General features: G+C 36.4%; 18 protein-coding genes. All 18 read left to right on the top strand.

The window, feature by feature from the left end:
- Positions 1–216: 216 nt before the first annotated feature.
- The 18 genes from BUB45_RS02950 (at position 217) to BUB45_RS02865 (ending at position 16,778) form a co-directional block, all read left to right on the top strand.
- On the top strand, positions 217–1,521 hold the full coding sequence (locus tag BUB45_RS02950) for a flagellar hook-length control protein FliK (protein ID WP_073005080.1): 1,305 nt from the start codon (positions 217–219) through the stop codon (positions 1,519–1,521).
- Positions 1,522–1,536: 15 nt separating this feature from the next.
- Entirely contained in the window at positions 1,537–1,992 is a 456-nt protein-coding gene (gene flgD / locus BUB45_RS02945; RefSeq protein WP_116276951.1) for a flagellar hook assembly protein FlgD, read from the top strand.
- 114 nt (positions 1,993–2,106) lie between these two features.
- Positions 2,107–2,904, top strand: coding sequence for a flagellar basal body rod protein FlgG (gene flgG, locus BUB45_RS02940; RefSeq protein WP_073005076.1), 798 nt, complete (start codon positions 2,107–2,109; stop codon positions 2,902–2,904).
- Positions 2,905–2,945: 41 nt separating this feature from the next.
- Positions 2,946–3,167, top strand: a complete 222-nt coding sequence (locus BUB45_RS02935) for a flagellar FlbD family protein (protein ID WP_073005074.1) — start codon at positions 2,946–2,948, stop codon at positions 3,165–3,167.
- Positions 3,160–3,579 carry a flagellar basal body-associated protein FliL gene (gene fliL / locus BUB45_RS02930; protein WP_073005072.1) on the top strand — a complete coding sequence of 140 codons (420 nt, stop codon included), beginning with the start codon at positions 3,160–3,162 and terminating at the stop codon, positions 3,577–3,579. Before BUB45_RS02935 ends, fliL begins: the two co-directional genes overlap by 8 nt.
- A 35-nt stretch (positions 3,580–3,614) precedes the next feature.
- Positions 3,615–4,613, top strand: a complete 999-nt coding sequence (fliM, locus tag BUB45_RS02925; RefSeq protein ID WP_073005071.1) for a flagellar motor switch protein FliM — start codon at positions 3,615–3,617, stop codon at positions 4,611–4,613.
- A complete protein-coding gene (gene fliY / locus BUB45_RS02920; protein WP_170861696.1) occupies positions 4,603–5,748 on the top strand; it encodes a flagellar motor switch phosphatase FliY in 1,146 nt (381 codons plus the stop codon). The genes fliM and fliY overlap by 11 nt, the downstream gene beginning before the upstream one ends.
- Before the next feature lie 31 nt (positions 5,749–5,779).
- Positions 5,780–6,142 (top strand): response regulator, encoded by a 363-nt coding sequence (locus BUB45_RS02915; RefSeq protein WP_073005067.1) that lies wholly within the window; start codon positions 5,780–5,782, stop codon positions 6,140–6,142.
- Between the two features lie 10 nt (positions 6,143–6,152).
- On the top strand, positions 6,153–6,818 hold the full coding sequence (locus BUB45_RS02910) for a flagellar biosynthetic protein FliO (protein ID WP_073005065.1): 666 nt from the start codon (positions 6,153–6,155) through the stop codon (positions 6,816–6,818).
- The gene (fliP, locus tag BUB45_RS02905) at positions 6,811–7,476 is read left to right on the top strand and encodes a flagellar type III secretion system pore protein FliP (protein WP_073005063.1); all 666 of its coding nucleotides are present in this window, start codon (positions 6,811–6,813) and stop codon (positions 7,474–7,476) included. The genes BUB45_RS02910 and fliP overlap by 8 nt, the downstream gene beginning before the upstream one ends.
- Positions 7,477–7,534: 58 nt before the next feature.
- Positions 7,535–7,804, top strand: a complete 270-nt coding sequence (gene fliQ / locus BUB45_RS02900; RefSeq protein WP_073005061.1) for a flagellar biosynthesis protein FliQ — start codon at positions 7,535–7,537, stop codon at positions 7,802–7,804.
- Positions 7,805–7,807: 3 nt separating this feature from the next.
- Positions 7,808–8,587 carry a flagellar biosynthetic protein FliR gene (gene fliR / locus BUB45_RS02895; RefSeq protein WP_073005059.1) on the top strand — a complete coding sequence of 260 codons (780 nt, stop codon included), beginning with the start codon at positions 7,808–7,810 and terminating at the stop codon, positions 8,585–8,587.
- Between the two features lies 1 nt (position 8,588).
- Positions 8,589–9,668 carry a flagellar biosynthesis protein FlhB gene (gene flhB, locus BUB45_RS02890; protein ID WP_073005057.1) on the top strand — a complete coding sequence of 360 codons (1,080 nt, stop codon included), beginning with the start codon at positions 8,589–8,591 and terminating at the stop codon, positions 9,666–9,668.
- Between the two features lie 19 nt (positions 9,669–9,687).
- A complete protein-coding gene (flhA, locus tag BUB45_RS02885; RefSeq protein ID WP_073005047.1) occupies positions 9,688–11,721 on the top strand; it encodes a flagellar biosynthesis protein FlhA in 2,034 nt (677 codons plus the stop codon).
- Entirely contained in the window at positions 11,718–12,836 is a 1,119-nt protein-coding gene (gene flhF, locus BUB45_RS02880; RefSeq protein ID WP_073005045.1) for a flagellar biosynthesis GTPase FlhF, read from the top strand. Before flhA ends, flhF begins: the two co-directional genes overlap by 4 nt.
- The gene (locus BUB45_RS02875) at positions 12,826–13,698 is read left to right on the top strand and encodes a MinD/ParA family protein (RefSeq protein ID WP_073005043.1); all 873 of its coding nucleotides are present in this window, start codon (positions 12,826–12,828) and stop codon (positions 13,696–13,698) included. Before flhF ends, BUB45_RS02875 begins: the two co-directional genes overlap by 11 nt.
- Positions 13,699–13,704: 6 nt before the next feature.
- Complete coding sequence (locus BUB45_RS02870; protein ID WP_073005041.1) at positions 13,705–14,751, top strand: protein-glutamate methylesterase/protein-glutamine glutaminase; 1,047 nt, start codon at positions 13,705–13,707, stop codon at positions 14,749–14,751.
- 14 nt (positions 14,752–14,765) lie between these two features.
- A complete protein-coding gene (locus BUB45_RS02865) occupies positions 14,766–16,778 on the top strand; it encodes a chemotaxis protein CheA (protein WP_073005039.1) in 2,013 nt (670 codons plus the stop codon).
- Positions 16,779–16,789: the final 11 nt, after the last annotated feature.

Below are 16,789 nucleotides of genomic sequence, written 5' to 3'. Positions count from 1 at the left end.
GATGCAAGTCGTAGCGTACACTCACTTAAAAAGTGGATTTTCTTTAACATCAATTCGATATTTTTTACGTTTAATAGTGTTGACGTCACGTTTCCAGTGAAGATAAGCTGCTTACAATATCCCCCACTATAAAATCGAAGGTTATGTATAGGGGAAGTGAAAAAACATTATATATGGAATTACGCGCAATAAAATGTTCAAGGAGGTGGTATTAAATTGATTAATGTAGCGATGTTATTGCAGCAGTTACCATCAACAGCTGATAAAAAAGGTTCCATGCCATTGCCAGTAAAAGAGCAGCAAACGGAACTTCCTTTTCATGAATTGCTTGCCTCTAAGCAAGAACTAGGAAAGATGATGGATCAAATTTGTGAAAAATTACCTAATGGCAAAGAGAACTGGTTGTCTGAAGAGATGTCTCCCTTCATGCAACAGTGGATAAGTAAATGGTTTGAAACAAAAGGAAACGGAAAATTGCAACCGGAAGAATCCTTAGATAAAGAGATAGCCATACAAATAGAAGCACAACTTCCAAGTGAGCAACGAATGTCAGGAAACGAAAGTATATCCATGACAGATGGGCAGGAAGCTAATTTATTGATACAGAAAGAATTAACTGCAATTTATTCTAAGGTAAGCTCTTTATTATCTCAGCTAAATAATCAAGCAAATGATCAAGCATATATAAAACAAACAGCGTCAAAATTAGTTCATTTACTACAGCAATGGTCTAACTTAAGTAAACAAGTAAGTACCACAGGGAATAAGGATGAGGCAATAATCCGTTTAAATGAAGGTGGGAATACAAAAGAAGCAACCATTTGGAAACAGTTAGTGGCAACATTTGAAAAAAGAAGTGCGTTTGTTCAAAAACAGCATTACAATAATGAAGCTAAAATAGCAAGTGGTGATGTCGCTAAGTGGCTTACAAAAGTAATGGAAGAGATGTCGAAAGCTAAGCCGACAACAAGCCATACGAAAGAGCCAATAGCAACTATGAATCATATAAACCCAACTTCAGTACCTATGGCAAAACTTGAACAGCATGTGATATATCTTCAACCAGAGCAGCAAACGCAACGAAATACTGGTCAAGAGCTAGTTCAACAATTACAGCGAATAATGCAGTCAAGTAAATTTATGAAAATGCCAAATGGTGTCAACCAGCTTCATGTAACGTTGCGTCCAGCACACTTGGGTGATATGACAATCCGATTTACGCAAACAGATGGAGTGATGGCGGTTCGTATTCTAGTACAATCCCAAGCTGCAAAGGAAATGTTAGAGTCTAATATACATAAGCTCCGTAATATGTTTTCGCCGCAGCAAGTAACCATTGAAAAACAAGAAAGCTTATTGCAGCAAAGTCAACAAATGCAAAAAGGAACTGGATCTGAATCGCAGCAGTATTCTGATTCACAAGAGCAGAAACAACAAGAATTTCACGATGACGCTGCTGCAGATAATAGTGAAGAATTTATGACTACTTTCCATGAACTATTAATGAATGAACAAGTATAAAGGGGGTGTATGATAGTGGCAAAAATTGATCCTTCGCTTTATTTACATAATCAAAAAGAGCGAACACCCAGCCCAGATCTAGGAAAAGATGAATTTTTGAAAATTTTAATGACTCAGTTAAAAAATCAAGACCCTACTAATCCAATGGATGATCGTCAATTTGTATCACAGATGGCAGAATTTAGTTCATTAGAGCAGATGATGAACATGTCAAAATCTATTAATACTTTAGTAGAAAGCCAACTGGTTTCTCCTGTGATTAAATATAGTCACATGTTAGGAAAAGAGGTAACTTACCAAGGTTATGATGAAGAAACGGGTAAGGAAACGGAAATAAAAACAAGTAGAGTCGTTGCTGTTAGTCAGAATGAAGGTTGGGCAATTCTAGAATTAGAAAATGGAGAGAAGATATACGCCGATGCAGCTTTGCAAGTAAATGATCCGGCGTTTGCAGAAACAGAGGACAAGTAAAAGTAGCCACGGGTGAAAATAGCACGAGCTTTTATCGGTTACGTACGCAGGTGAAATCTAATATACTTCAAACGCTCAAAAAGATATTTAATTCTATATAAAGGGGAAATGACAATGTTACGTTCTATGTATGCAGGAATTTCTGGCATGAAAGGATTTCAAACAAAGTTAGATGTTATTGGGAACAATATTGCAAACGTAAATACATCCGGTTTTAAAAAAGGAAGAGTCACATTTCAAGATATGATGAGCCAAACAACTTCTGGAGCTCAAGGACCTACGGCTACGCGTGGTGGAATAAACCCATCTCAAGTAGGTTTAGGTTCGCAGCTTGGATCCATTGATAACATTCACACTCAAGGGTTTAGGCAAACAACTGGAAACCCGTTAGATTTGATGCTAGAAGGCGATGGCATGTTTATTGTGGAAGGAAATGGCACTACCTATTACACACGGGCCGGAAACTTTTATTTAGATGATGATGATCGCATTGTCGATGCAAATGGATTCTATTTGCAAAGTATTGACCCAAATCAAGATTTCTTGACCATTCCGGAAGACGCTGAAAGTTTTAGTATCGGAACCGATGGTACAGTTACGTATGTTAATGCGGATGGAGACCCAGTTGATGGCGGGCAAATTGCGCTTGCTAATTTTTCTAACCCAGCAGGTTTAGAAAAAGCGGGTAATAATTTATTTCTTAATAGTGAAAATGCGGGTTACAACGGAATTGTTGCTCCAGAAACAGAAGGTGCTGCTAAAATTGTATCTAGTGCACTTGAAATGTCCAATGTTGATTTATCGGAAGAATTTACAGAAATGATTACCGCCCAACGCGGGTTCCAAGCAAACACAAGAATTATTACGACTTCCGATGAAATTCTTCAAGAACTTGTAAATTTAAAACGATAAATTAAGGGGGAAAGGGAGCGTTTTTTCGCTCCCACCTACACATGATTTCATTAACTAGATTAAACGGTGACGAATTTACATTAAACGCAATAATGATTGAACAGGTTCAAAATTTTCCCGATACAACGATTACATTAATGAATGGAAAGAAATTTGTTGTAAAGGAAACTCGTTCAGAAGTTCTCCAGCGAACTTTAGCGTATTATCAGCAAATTGGTGTTCAAGTTGTCACCAAGAAGGAGGTATGCAACGGCGATGAATAAACTAGTAAAAACGATGCTAACGTCATTAACTGTCATACTGATTATAGGGATTTCCGCTTTCGTCGTTGTCCAATATGTTAACTCAGATGAGCAAAGTGGAAAAACATCATCCATTGATAAAATGGAAGAATATTCATACGAAACACCTGAAATTACAACAGACCTCAAAGATGGTAGTTTTGTAAGAATACAGTTTCAAATTATTACCGATGGAAAAGATGCAAAAAAAGAAATCGAGAAACGAGACTTTCAACTAAAAAATATTCTTATCAAAGAATTAGCTACTTTAGAAGAAAAAGATTTCCAATCGGAGCTTGATGATTTAGAAAAACACGTAAAAACAAAACTGAATGAAGTCATGACTACAGGGAAGATAACGGATGTTTATACAATTAGTAAGATTTTACAATAAGAAAGTTTTCGACTCCGATTTGGAGGTGACGGTCGTTGGTAGAAGAAGTTCTTTCACAGAATGAAATTGATGCATTATTATCCGCTATATCTTCTGGTGAAATGGATGCGGACGAATTAAAAAAAGAAGATCAAGAAAAGAAAGTGCGTGTCTATGATTTTAAACGTGCATTGCGATTCTCTAAGGATCAAATTCGTAGTATTTCACGGATACATGAAAATTACGCGCGTTTATTAACCACTTTTTTCTCAGCTAAATTACGAACATATGTAAACATCTCGGTTGCATCTGTGGATCAAATACCTTATGAAGAGTTTATTCGTTCTGTACCTAAGATGACGATTTTAAATACATATAGTCTGAAGCCGCTAGAAGGTAGAATTGTAATGGAAATTAATCCAAACATTGCTTATGCGATGCTTGATAGAACTTTAGGTGGGCAAGGCGTTAGTTTTAATAAAGTCGAAAATTTAACCGAAATTGAAACACTTCTAATGTCACAGTTGTTTGAAAAGGCGAGTACGAAGCTCCAAGAAGCTTGGGCTTCCATTGTAGACATTGATCCTGTTATGGAAGACTTTGAAGTAAATCCACAATTTTTACAAATGGTTTCACCCAATGAAACCGTCGTGGTTGTATCGCTAAATACTGCAATAGGAGAAGCAAGCGGCATGATTAATATTTGTATTCCGCATATTGTATTAGAACCAATTATATCTAAGTTGTCCGTTCATTACTGGATGCAAACGGCTGGAAAAAAACGTAATGATGAAGCATATGAAAAAATAACTAAAAATATCCAGCAAGCAACTGTTGAAGTAAAACCAGTCTTAGGTGAATCAACGATCACCATTGAACAGTTTTTGAAATTAGGCAAAAAAGATATTATTAGACTCGATCAATCCATTGAAAGCCCACTAATATTAGAGGTAAATGATGAGCCGAAATTTCTTGTACAACCAGGTACATATAAAAATAGAATGTCCGTCCAAATATTAGATACTTTTAAAGGGGGGAATGAAGATGGGGAATGACGGTAAGCTATCTCAAGATGAAATTGATGCACTATTAGATGTAAGTTCTACAGAGGATGATGATAACTCTAGCTCCATTACGAATGATTTCTTATCTACAATGGAAATTGATACATTAGGAGAGATTGGCAACATATCCTTTGGTAGCTCTGCTACAACTTTATCTACATTATTAAACGAAAAAGTTGAAATTACGACACCTGAAGTTTCTGTCATAGCTCAGGAGGAGTTGAAAAATTTTACCTTTGAACCAGTAAGTGTCCAAGTAAACTATTTAGAAGGTTTTTCCGGGAAGAATGTATTTGTTATAAAAGCAGAAGATGCAGCTATTATATCCGATATTATGCTAGGAGGAGATGGCAGAAACCCATCAGAAGAATTAAATGAAATTCATTTAAGTGCTGTGCAGGAAGCAATGAATCAGATGATGGGTGCTGCTGCTACAAGCATGTCTACAGTATTCAATAAACGTGTAGACATCTCGCCACCGACGATCCATTTAGAAGATCCAGAAAAAGAATCTGAAAAGACTTTAGGAGACGATCCTTTTGTTAAAGTAACTTTCCAATTAAAAGTTGGTGATCTCATTGATTCGACACTCTTTCAATTAATGCCAATTCAATTTGGGAAAGAATTAGTAAACCAATTAGTTTCTAGCGAATCGAGCGAAGAAGAAATAGCATCAACCGTTATAGAAGAGCAACCAACGAGCCATAAAGAATATAATGAGAATTACTCAGAACCCGAAAAGAACCACTCTTATGCTAAGGATACAAAACAATTTATAGGGCATCATCACCTAGCAACAGAGCAATCTAATGTGCAACAAGCAGAATTTTCATCATTTGAGCCCGTGACTTTAAACCAAACTGAACAACGTAATTTAGATATGCTGTTGGATGTTCCTTTAAAAGTAACGGTGGAACTTGGTAGAACGAAGCGCACGATTAAGGATATCTTAGATTTATCACAAGGTTCTATTGTAGAGTTAGATAAATTAGCAGGTGAACCGGTAGATATTCTAGTAAATGAAAAACGGATTGCAACGGGAGAAGTAGTTGTCATTGATGAAAATTTTGGCGTTCGCGTAACGGACATTCTAAGCCAATCCGATCGTTTAAACAAACTAAAATAAATCGAACAAATATAGTGGGAGGTTTTGCTGTATGGGCAATCGTATTTTGATAGTAGATGACGCAGCATTTATGCGAATGATGATTAAGGATATTCTAACTAAAAATGGGTTTGAAGTTGTTGGCGAAGCACAAGATGGTGTACAAGCTGTTGAAAAATATAATGAATTAAATCCAGATTTAGTAACGATGGATATTACAATGCCAGAAAAAGATGGAGTTACAGCATTAAAAGAAATATTAGCTGCTGATGCACAAGCAAAAATCATCATGTGTTCTGCAATGGGGCAACAAGCAATGGTGATTGATGCTATTCAAGCAGGAGCAAAGGATTTTATTGTAAAACCGTTCCAAGCGGATCGCGTTATTGAAGCAATTCAGAAAGCTTTAAGCTAAAAGTGAGTGAATGTGTGTGAAGAAATTAACGGTTATATTTAGTTTGTTGAGCCTGTTTCTATTTCTGATTGTAACAGAATTAGATGTAGCAGCTGCTCCTAAATCTGTTAATGATTGTATCAACGACGAAGCAGACTGTGAATCAACAGAAACAAATGGAGCAGAGAAGGAAAATAATGAAGATAAGACGGCATTGTTGGATAAAGACACAGATGCAGACCCACTATGGCTAAGCTTTGTGAAGTTAATCATTGCTTTATTGCTTGTTCTCGGTTTAATTTATCTCCTGCTTCTGTTTCTGAAACGAAAAAATGCGTTATTTAACCAGGCGAAAGCATTAGAGAACATTGCAGGTATATCTGTAGGGCAGAATAAATCATTGCAAATCGTTCGCTTAGGGAAAAAGTATTATTTAATCGGTGTAGGCGATAATGTTGAATTGCTTCAGGAAATAACGGATGAGTCTGTTATTGATGATTTACGAAAGGAGGGTGTAGCTTATGAAACAGCTACTCTTCCAAAGTTTTTGCAAAAATTTAATCATGGATCAAAAAATATGAAAATAAATGACCAAACGAATTTCAAACGGCAATTTACAAGGGAATTGGACAAGTTAAAGCAAAATCGCAACCAATTAATACAGCAGTTTGCACAGAAGGAAGATCGTAATGAATGAATTTATTGATATGTTCTCGAGTTCTGATCCTGAAAATGTGTCCACTTCCATAAAGTTAGTTTTATTATTAACAGTTCTAACATTGGCGCCAAGTATTTTAATTTTAATGACGAGTTTTACAAGAATTGTTATTGTACTGTCGTTTGTTCGAACATCATTAGCAACACAGCAAATGCCACCAAATCAAGTACTCATTGGTCTTGCACTGTTTCTTACTTTTTTCATTATGGCACCTGTATTTAATGAGGTATATGATAATGCATTACAGCCATTGTTCGATGAGGAAATCACATTAGATGAAGCATACGATGAAGCAAGTACACCAATTAAGCAATTTATGGCTGAACATACGCGGCAAAAAGATTTAGCCTTATTTATGAATTACGCTGAACTAGAGCGCCCAAATGCTGTTGAGGAAATACCGTTAACAACCTTAGTTCCCGCATTTGCTATAAGCGAATTAAAAACAGCTTTTCAAATGGGGTTTATGATTTTTGTTCCCTTTCTTATTATAGATATGGCTGTTGCCAGTGTATTGATGTCCATGGGGATGATGATGCTTCCTCCCGTTATGATTTCATTGCCATTTAAAATATTACTATTTGTGCTGGTAGACGGTTGGTACTTAATTACGCATTCATTACTGGACAGCTTTTAGATAGGAGATGCAGGGCGTTAGCCGTCCTGTATTCCTTACCAGATAGGGGGCATAAAAAATGAGCAGTGAATTCGTTTTAACGCTAGCAGAAAAAGGCGTGTTTACCATCTTACTAGTAACTGGCCCACTACTTCTACTTGCGCTAGTTGTTGGACTGCTTGTCAGTATTTTTCAAGCAACAACACAAATACAGGAGCAAACGTTAGCATTTATTCCTAAGATTGTTGCTGTATTGGTAGGATTAGTTTTCTTTGGGCCTTGGATGTTAACACAAATGATTGAGTTCACTTCGAATCTATTTCAAAATATGAATCAGTTTGTAGGATAAAAAATGTTAGATGTTATTGATATAAATCGTTTACCTGTATTTTTACTAATTTTAGTACGTGTAGTGGCGTTTTTTGCTACGATGCCATTATTTTCTTATCGAACAATTCCAAGACCGTTTAAATTAGGATTAAGCTTTTTTCTTGCCTTCTTAATGTTTTACGCGGTTGATGCTCCTGCGATAGCAATAGATGGCCATTATTTTTTACTTCTCTTAAAGGAAGCTGTAGTTGGTTTGTTTATAGGTTTGATCGCATATATCATTTTGTCAGCAGTGCAAATTGCTGGTGGTTTTATTGATTTTCAAATGGGGTTTGCCATTGCCAATGTTATTGATCCACAAACGGGAGCACAAAGCCCGCTAACTGGTCAATATTTTTATATTTTTGCTTTACTATTTCTACTATCGGTAAATGGACACCATATCTTAATAGATGGAATGGTAAATAGCTATCAATTTATCCCATTAGAACAATATGTCCCATTTCAAAATGAATCCATTGTTCACTATGTTATCGAAAGTTTTAACGCTATGTTTCTCATTGCTTTTCAAATTGCGATTCCAATCGTAGGCTGTCTTTTCCTAGTAGATGTAGCGTTAGGAATTATTGCTCGAACCGTTCCGCAATTAAATGTGTTTGTTGTTGGCTTACCATTAAAAATACTAGTTAGTTTTATCGTATTATTAGTTTTTATGAGTTTATATGTCGTGTTAGCAAAAGATCTTTTTGAAATTTTATTTGCTACGATACGCAGTTTGCTACATTTATTCGGGGGTGGATAAGTTGTCATTAAAGCTGGACTTACAATATTTTGCTGGTGAAAAGACGGAAAAAGCTACCCCGAAAAAACGTCAAGATGAAAGAAAAAAAGGAAAAGTTGCTAAGAGTCAAGATGTTAATACAGCTATATTGCTGTTATTTGCGCTCATCGTTCTTTATGTCTTTGGAAGTTCCATGAAAAATCAAATGACATCTTTATATGAGCATACATTTACGGAGTTTATTCATTGGCAAGTAACGGAAACTACTGTGGCACAAGTTTTCAATGGAGCTACACTGGAAGTAGCAAAGATGTTAGCGCCGATTATGATCATTGTAATTATCGGCGCACTGGCTGCAAATTTTTTGCAAATTGGCTTTCTATTTACAACAGAGCCACTGAAGTTTGATTTAAAAAAGATTGACCCTATTCAAGGGGCAAAGCGAATTTTTTCTTTACGAGCGATTGTGGAATTACTTAAATCACTATTAAAAATTGTTAGTATTGGTACAGTAACTTTTACTGTGATTTGGATTTATAAAGATGAAATGATGATGATGGCGTTTAAAAATGCGGATACAGCACTTGGATTCTTTGGGCAAGTCACGATCGTTATGGGAATTATCGCTGTTATTGTTCTCGTGTTTTTAGCTGTATTCGATTATGCATATCAACGCTATGATTATGAAAAAAATATGAAAATGTCAAAACAAGATGTAAAAGATGAATTTAAAAACGTGGAAGGCGACCCACTTATTAAATCAAAAATAAAAGAGCGTCAAAGGCAAATGGCTACAAGAAGAATGATGAGTGAAGTTCCAAATGCAGATGTCATTATTACAAATCCAACGCATGTAGCCATTGCGATTAAATACGATGAAGGAAAAGCTGCTGCCCCGTACATATTGGCTAAGGGTGTGGATGAGGTAGCGCTAAGAATTAAACAGGTAGCTAAGGAAAATAGCGTGATGACTGTTGAAAATAAGCCGCTTGCTCGTTCATTATATCGTGTTGTAGATATCGGCGACGTTATACCAGAATCGTTTTTTCAGGCGGTTGCAGAAATATTGGCGTACGTATATAAATTAGAGAGAAAAGTTTAAGCAATAAGGAGAGTCCCCCATGAAAGCAAGAGATCTATCTGTTCTTTTAGGCGTTATTTTAATCATTATTATGCTCATTGTACCACTACCAGGATGGTTGTTAAGTATTTTGATACTTTGTAATATCTCCCTAGCGTTAATTGTTATTTTAGTATCTATGAATACGCAGGAAGCGTTGCAATTTTCCGTGTTTCCAACTCTGTTATTACTATTGACGCTATTTCGTCTTGGATTAAACGTTTCAACAACTAGATCCATATTATCCGAAGCGGATGCAGGTGGTGTTGTAGCCACATTCGGATCATTTGTTATTGGGGGGAATCCGTTAGTTGGATTTGTCGTCTTTGTCATTTTAGTTATCATTCAATTTCTCGTTATTACGAAAGGGTCTGAACGTGTATCGGAAGTAGCTGCGCGCTTTACATTAGATGCGATGCCTGGAAAACAGATGAGTATAGATGCTGATTTAAATGCTGGCTTAATTTCAGAACAACAGGCAAAAGAGCGGCGAGAAAAAATTGAAAAAGAAGCGGATTTTCACGGCTCCATGGATGGTGCAAGTAAATTTGTTAAAGGTGATGCCATTGCAGGTATTATTATCGTTTTAATCAATATTATTTTTGGTTTAATTATTGGCATGGTACAAATGGATCTGTCTTTTCAAGAAGCGATTAATACATTTATGCGCTTAACAGTAGGAGATGGGTTAGTCAGCCAAATTCCAGCTTTGCTTATTTCTACAGCTACTGGAATTGTTGTAACCAGAACAGCAGGGAATGGAAATTTGGGTACAGATGTATCCGGTCAATTATTGCAATATCCAAAGCTATTATTTATTGCGAGTGGTACTGTGTTTTTACTTGGTTTCACACCGATAAATTTTTTCTTGACGACAATTTTGGCGGCATTATTAGCATTAAGTGGTTATCTATTACTTAAACAAACTGAAGATATCATAGAACCTAGCGATGAAGAGGTTGATGAAACAGAGAGTGACGTAATGAAAGCTCCTGAAAATGTTGTGCAATTAATTAATATGGATCCAATAGAATTTGAGTTTGGCTATTCGCTTATTCCTATAGCTGATACGAATCAGGGGGGGGATTTACTAGATCGGATTGTTATGATTCGTAGGCAACTGGCAGTTGAACTCGGTATTGTTATTCCAGTTGTTCGCATTCGTGACAACATACAGCTACAGCCTAATGAGTACCGTTTAAAAATAAAAGGTGAAGAGGTTGCCTCTGGAGAGTTATTACTCGATCATTACTTGGCAATGGCACCAGATATGGATGAAGATGATATTGAAGGTGTGGAAACGACAGAACCAGCTTTCGGATTACCAGCAAAATGGGTTAGTGAGGAATGGAAAGATGAAGCAGAACTTTCTGGATATACAGTAGTGGATCCCCCTTCTGTTGTATCCACTCATTTAACAGAAGTAATTAAACGTCATGCACATATGCTGCTAGGCAGAGAAGAAACAAAACAATTAGTTGATCATCTCAAAGAAAGTTACCCTACATTAGTTGAAGAAGTCACTCCCGAGCCACTATCTGTGGGGGATATACAAAAAGTGCTAGCTAAATTATTGAGGGAAAAGGTATCTATTCGTAATTTGCCAATCATATTTGAAACATTAGCAGATTTTGGAAAATTAACCAACGATACGGATTTGCTAACGGAGTACGTTCGTCAAGCACTATCCAGCCAGATTACAAAGCAATATACAGATAAAGATCGTTCATTGAAAGTTGTGACACTCTCAGCTAGAGCAGAACAGGCAATCGCCAAAAGCATTCAACAAACGGAGCATGGAAGCTTCTTATCAATGGATCCTGAAATGCAGCAACAATTACTAGAGCATATGAAAGAAGAAGTGGAAAAGTTAACACTTCAAGAAGAAACAGCGATATTACTATGCTCACCGGCTGTAAGGATGTATGTAAAACAATTATTGGATCGTTTTTTACCACAAGTTGCTGTCTTATCTTATAACGAGTTAGAGCCAGACGTACAAGTACAAAGTGTTGGGGTGGTGAATATAGCGTGAAAGTAAAAAAATATACGGCAGGATCAATGCCTGAGGCCATGAAACAAATACGAAAAGAACTGGGAGCAGAAGCTGTTATCCTTCAATCGAGGCAAGTGAATAAGCGCAAATTTTTAGGCTTGTTTAAAAAACCACAAATAGAAGTGGTAGCTGTTAAAGACCCACAGCCAATAGCGCCTAAAAAACAGGTATCACAGAAGCAAGAAATGAGGATAAAAGAAAGAAAGGATAATACAAATACAAATATTGTTTCTCCTGAACTACAGGAACTAAGGCAAGTTAAAAAGTTATTGCACCAATCCGCTATTCATACATTGACTTATCCTTTTGATTATCAATCTGCTTATCATTATTTATTAGAGCAAGAAGTAAACCAACCACTTGCTAAAAGTTTAATAGAATCAGTAATGGAAAAATATAGCGCTAAGTCACAGCCCACCTATCAAGAAATAGTAAAAAAGGTGGAAGAGGAAATAATGGAACGACTGCAAGCAGTTCCATTTCAAGGTTTAACCTATAATCAAAAGCTTGTCTATTTTGTTGGACCGACGGGAGTGGGAAAAACTACTACAATTGCTAAACTGGCAGCTGAAAGCAAATTAAAAGATGGGAAAAATGTTGCCTTTATAACGGCAGATACGTATCGAATTGCAGCTGTTGAACAATTAAAAACATATGCTGATATTTTATCCGTTCCTATTGAAGTTGTTTATTCGAACGATGATATGGTAAAAGCCATTCACAAATTATCAACATATGACATTATATTTATCGATACAGCAGGAAGAAATTTTCGAGAAGATGCTTATATTAAACAACTTCAAGAGGATGTATTGATAAATAAAGAGGCTACTATGTTTTTAGTTTTATCGTTAACAGCTAAATCTCAAGACTTATTGAACATTTATGATCAATTTGAGCCCTTACCTATTTCTCAAGTGATTTTTACAAAATTAGATGAAACAAGACAAGTTGGTGGCATGTTAAATATAATCTTTAAAAAATCAATTGGCGTCGGTTATATAACAAATGGGCAAGATGTTCCTGATGACTTAGTACACCCAACACCTGAGTTTTTGTCATCTAGCATAATGGAGCTTGCTTATGAAAATTGATCAAGCAACAGGACTTAGAAACAGATTGGAAACGATGCGAGAGAGTAAACAAGCGAAAACAATTGCGGTTATTAGTGGTAAGGGAGGAGTAGGAAAGTCTAATATCACTTTAAATTTTGCTTTAAGCTTACTGCGACATGGAAAAAAGATTCTAATCATGGATATGGATATAGGTATGGGAAACATTGATATCTTGCTTGGTAGACAGATTGAAAGAACAATTGTTGATATGTTTCAGCGTAGACTTCCTATTCAGTCCATTATTGAACAAGGTCCAGAAAACTTACATTATATTGCTGCAGGATCAGGGTTTTCAGATATTTATGCGATGGATACGAAGACGAAGGAGTTTTTCTTTCAGCAATATCAATCTTTGCTTATGCATTATGATTATATATTTTTTGATATGGGGGCAGGAATCACCAATGACAGCTTATCATTCATTTTAGCTGCAGAAGAATGCCTTCTTGTGACTACTCCTGAACCCACGGCTATAACAGATGGGTATAGCATGATTAAGCATATCGCAAGTCACAACAATATGTTGCCTATTCGAGCCATTATGAATCGTGCGCAATCCAATATGCAAGGCCATAATATGCTTGTTCGTTTTCAAAAGGTCATACAACAATTCTTACAAATAAATATTCATATATTAGGCTCTTTACCTGAAGATCAAACTGTCAGAGCCGCTGTTATTCACCAAACACCGTTTATTATTTTTCAAGAAAAGTCAGCAATTAGTAAAGCAACCAAGAAATTAGTACGAACTTACTTGAATGAAGTAGATGAATATAAAGCGGAAAAAGGAAAGAGTTCTAGTTTCTTACAAAAATTAAAACGATTATGGACGGAGAGGTAATCGATTATGAATATAATTCGAGTCCTTGTCATCGATGATTCAGCTTTTATGCGTAAAATTCTTACAGATATGCTATCGAGTGATCCAGCGATAGAGGTTGTTGCTACAGCTCGAAATGGCGAAGATGGACTACATAAAATAAACCAATTTTCACCTGATGTTATTACGCTAGACGTACAAATGCCAGTAATGGACGGAATAACGACTTTGAAGAACATTATGCAAACAAATCCAATACCTGTTGTTATGTTGTCCAGTGTGACAGAGGATGCAACGATTAAAACCATTCAAGCTATTTCAAGCGGAGCGGTAGATTTTATTGCTAAGCCTTCTGGTGCTATTTCGATTGATATTGAGACTATGAAACAAGAAATCATACGTAAAGTGATAACTGCTGCCTCGGTTAAATTGCCAAGTCAGCAAGAAGAGAGGATTAGGCAAAATATAATCGAAAATCCTGTAAATGAGTTAGCGCCTTACAAGCAAACAATCGTAGTCATTGGGGCTTCAACAGGTGGTCCTAGAGCACTTCAGCATATTATTGAACAATTACCAAAGGATTTGGCAGCTGCTGTGTTAATTGTTCAGCATATGCCAGCCGGATTTACAAAATCGCTAGCTGAGCGACTGAATTCTAAATCTGACATAGCGGTGAAGGAAGCGGCACATGGTGAGAGATTACGACGGGGTGTTGTATATATCGCGCCAGGTGGATGGCATATGAAAGTTAAACAGATGGGTTCTTCCGTTTTTATCGATTTAACAGATGAAGAACCTTTACGTGGCCATAGGCCATCTGTAGATATGCTTTTTACATCCCTCGCGCCACTTAAAGAAGTTAACAAGATGGCAGTGATTTTAACAGGGATGGGAAATGACGGGGCAAATGGAATTAAAAGCTTAAAAAAACATGATAAACACACATACATTATTGCAGAATCAGAGGAAACTGCAATTGTATATGGAATGCCAAAAGCGGCAATGGCTACCAATTTGGTTAATAAGCAAGCACCATTGCATGCAGTAAGTAGGTTAATAACTCAATTAATTTAGTTGGAGGGATAGAGTTGGATACTTCTGGATATTTAACTGTCTTTATAGATGAGAGCAACGAACATTTGGAAGTTTTGTATAACCAGTTACTAGCGCTAGAGAAAAACCCGCAAGAAAAGGCAATCATTGAAGAAATTTTCCGAGCAGCCCATACACTAAAAGGCATGTCAGCGACGATGGGGTACCAAGATTTAGCTAATCTTACGCATAAGTTAGAAAACGTTTTTGATGGCATCAAAGAAGGACGGCTAAACGTTCAATCAGAAATGATTGATATTTTGTTTTCTGCAGTTGATTATTTACATGAAATGGTAGAGGATGTTGCTTCCGGTGGTAGTGGGAGCAAAGACGTAACGGATATTGTTGAGCAATTGAAAAGTTTAGAGCAAGGAGACGTATTGCCTCAAGATAGTGTACCACTAAATACCTTAAAGCAAGCCAAAACAAATGGCACACAAATGAAAAATGTAGACGAGTTTGCGCTTACTATTCTACAAGAGTCAAAAGAGCGTGGATATACAAACTATGAAATTATTATTACCCTAAACCAAAATTGTTTATTAAAAGGCGCTCGTGTCTTTATGATATTTGAAGTTTTGGAAAAGCTTGGTGAAATCATTAAATCTGAGCCGTCTGTAACGGAATTGGAAGAAGAACAATTTGATCAGACGTTTACAGTATTATTTATCTCTGAATATAAAAAAGAAATAATACAAACGAATATTGAAAAGGTGTCGGAAATTGAATCAGTTCACATTGTTCCTTTTAACGTAGATCAGATTCAGGAAACGGAGCAAACGTTAGAAAAATCTGAAGAACAGCCGCAACCTAAAGATGGACAACAAGGCAAACAACGACATGCGAATGGAATAGCAAATAAAACCATTCGCGTAAATATTGATCGTTTAGACGTACTAATGAATTTATTTGAAGAATTAGTTGTTGACCGTGGGAGATTAGAGCAATTAGCTGCAGAATTAGATAATAAAGATTTGCAAGATACAGTTGAACATATGTCGCGTGTTTCGAATGATCTTCAGTCCATCATTTTGACGATGCGTATGGTGCCAATTGAACAAGTGTTTAATCGGTTTCCGCGGATGATACGACAGGTTGCTCGGGAGTTAAATAAACAAGTTGAAGTGGAAGTTATTGGCGCTGATACAGAATTAGATCGAACGGTAATTGATGAAATTGGTGACCCATTAGTTCATCTTATTCGTAATGCAATTGATCACGGTATTGAATCAAAAGAAGAAAGAATAAATAAAGGGAAGCCTGAGTATGGCACATTAAAGCTTGAGGCCTACCATAGTGGTAACCATGTGTTTATCGAAATCGTGGACGATGGTGCAGGCATTCACAAGGATAAAGTGATAAAGAAAGCAATTTCAAAAGGAGTTTTATCTGAATCACAAGCGGAACTTTTATCGGATCAGCAAGTATTTGAATTAATTATGTCCAGTGGTTTTTCAACTGCTGATCAAGTATCAGATATTTCTGGCCGAGGTGTTGGTTTAGATGTTGTAAAAAATACAATTGAATCTTTAGGTGGAAAAATAGCGATCGATTCTAAAGAGGGGCAAGGAACAGTCTTTTCTATTCAATTGCCACTTACATTATCCATTATTTCCGTACTTTTAATTGAGCTACAGAAAGAAAAATATGCCATCCCGCTGTCATCGATTATAGAGACAGCAATTGTCCATAAAGATGATGTCATGCATGCACATCATACAAAAGTAATTGATTTTCGTGGCAAAGTGGTGCCATTAGCATTTTTAAATGACATATTTAACGTGCAGCAAATGATAGAAGCAGATAAAGATTCATACTTATCCATTGTCATTGTCAAGAAAGGTAATAAAATGGTAGGACTTGTCGTAGATTCATTTATTGGTCAACAGGAAGTCGTCTTAAAATCGCTAGGCAATTATTTAACCAACACATTCGCTATTTCTGGGGCTACCATCCTCGGTGATGGAGAAGTAGCCTTGATTATTGATAGTAATGCGCTAGTAAAATAAAAATGGAGGGA

This window comes from Virgibacillus chiguensis (assembly GCF_900129865.1).
Classification (GTDB): Bacteria; Bacillota; Bacilli; order Bacillales; family Amphibacillaceae; genus Virgibacillus; species Virgibacillus chiguensis.
Note: the sequence above shows the minus strand (reverse complement) of the source record. Positions and strands in the feature narration are given on the sequence as shown.

Coding starts and splice junctions, on each gene's coding strand:
- flgG (WP_073005076.1), top strand. CDS start 2,107: ATGTTACGTTCTATGTATGCAGGAATTTCTGGCATGAAAGGATTTCAA.
- BUB45_RS02935 (WP_073005074.1), top strand. CDS start 2,946: ATGATTTCATTAACTAGATTAAACGGTGACGAATTTACATTAAACGCA.
- fliL (WP_073005072.1), top strand. CDS start 3,160: ATGAATAAACTAGTAAAAACGATGCTAACGTCATTAACTGTCATACTG.
- fliY (WP_170861696.1), top strand. CDS start 4,603: ATGGGGAATGACGGTAAGCTATCTCAAGATGAAATTGATGCACTATTA.
- BUB45_RS02915 (WP_073005067.1), top strand. CDS start 5,780: ATGGGCAATCGTATTTTGATAGTAGATGACGCAGCATTTATGCGAATG.
- BUB45_RS02910 (WP_073005065.1), top strand. CDS start 6,153: ATGTGTGTGAAGAAATTAACGGTTATATTTAGTTTGTTGAGCCTGTTT.
- fliP (WP_073005063.1), top strand. CDS start 6,811: ATGAATGAATTTATTGATATGTTCTCGAGTTCTGATCCTGAAAATGTG.
- fliQ (WP_073005061.1), top strand. CDS start 7,535: ATGAGCAGTGAATTCGTTTTAACGCTAGCAGAAAAAGGCGTGTTTACC.
- fliR (WP_073005059.1), top strand. CDS start 7,808: ATGTTAGATGTTATTGATATAAATCGTTTACCTGTATTTTTACTAATT.
- flhA (WP_073005047.1), top strand. CDS start 9,688: ATGAAAGCAAGAGATCTATCTGTTCTTTTAGGCGTTATTTTAATCATT.
- BUB45_RS02875 (WP_073005043.1), top strand. CDS start 12,826: ATGAAAATTGATCAAGCAACAGGACTTAGAAACAGATTGGAAACGATG.
- BUB45_RS02870 (WP_073005041.1), top strand. CDS start 13,705: ATGAATATAATTCGAGTCCTTGTCATCGATGATTCAGCTTTTATGCGT.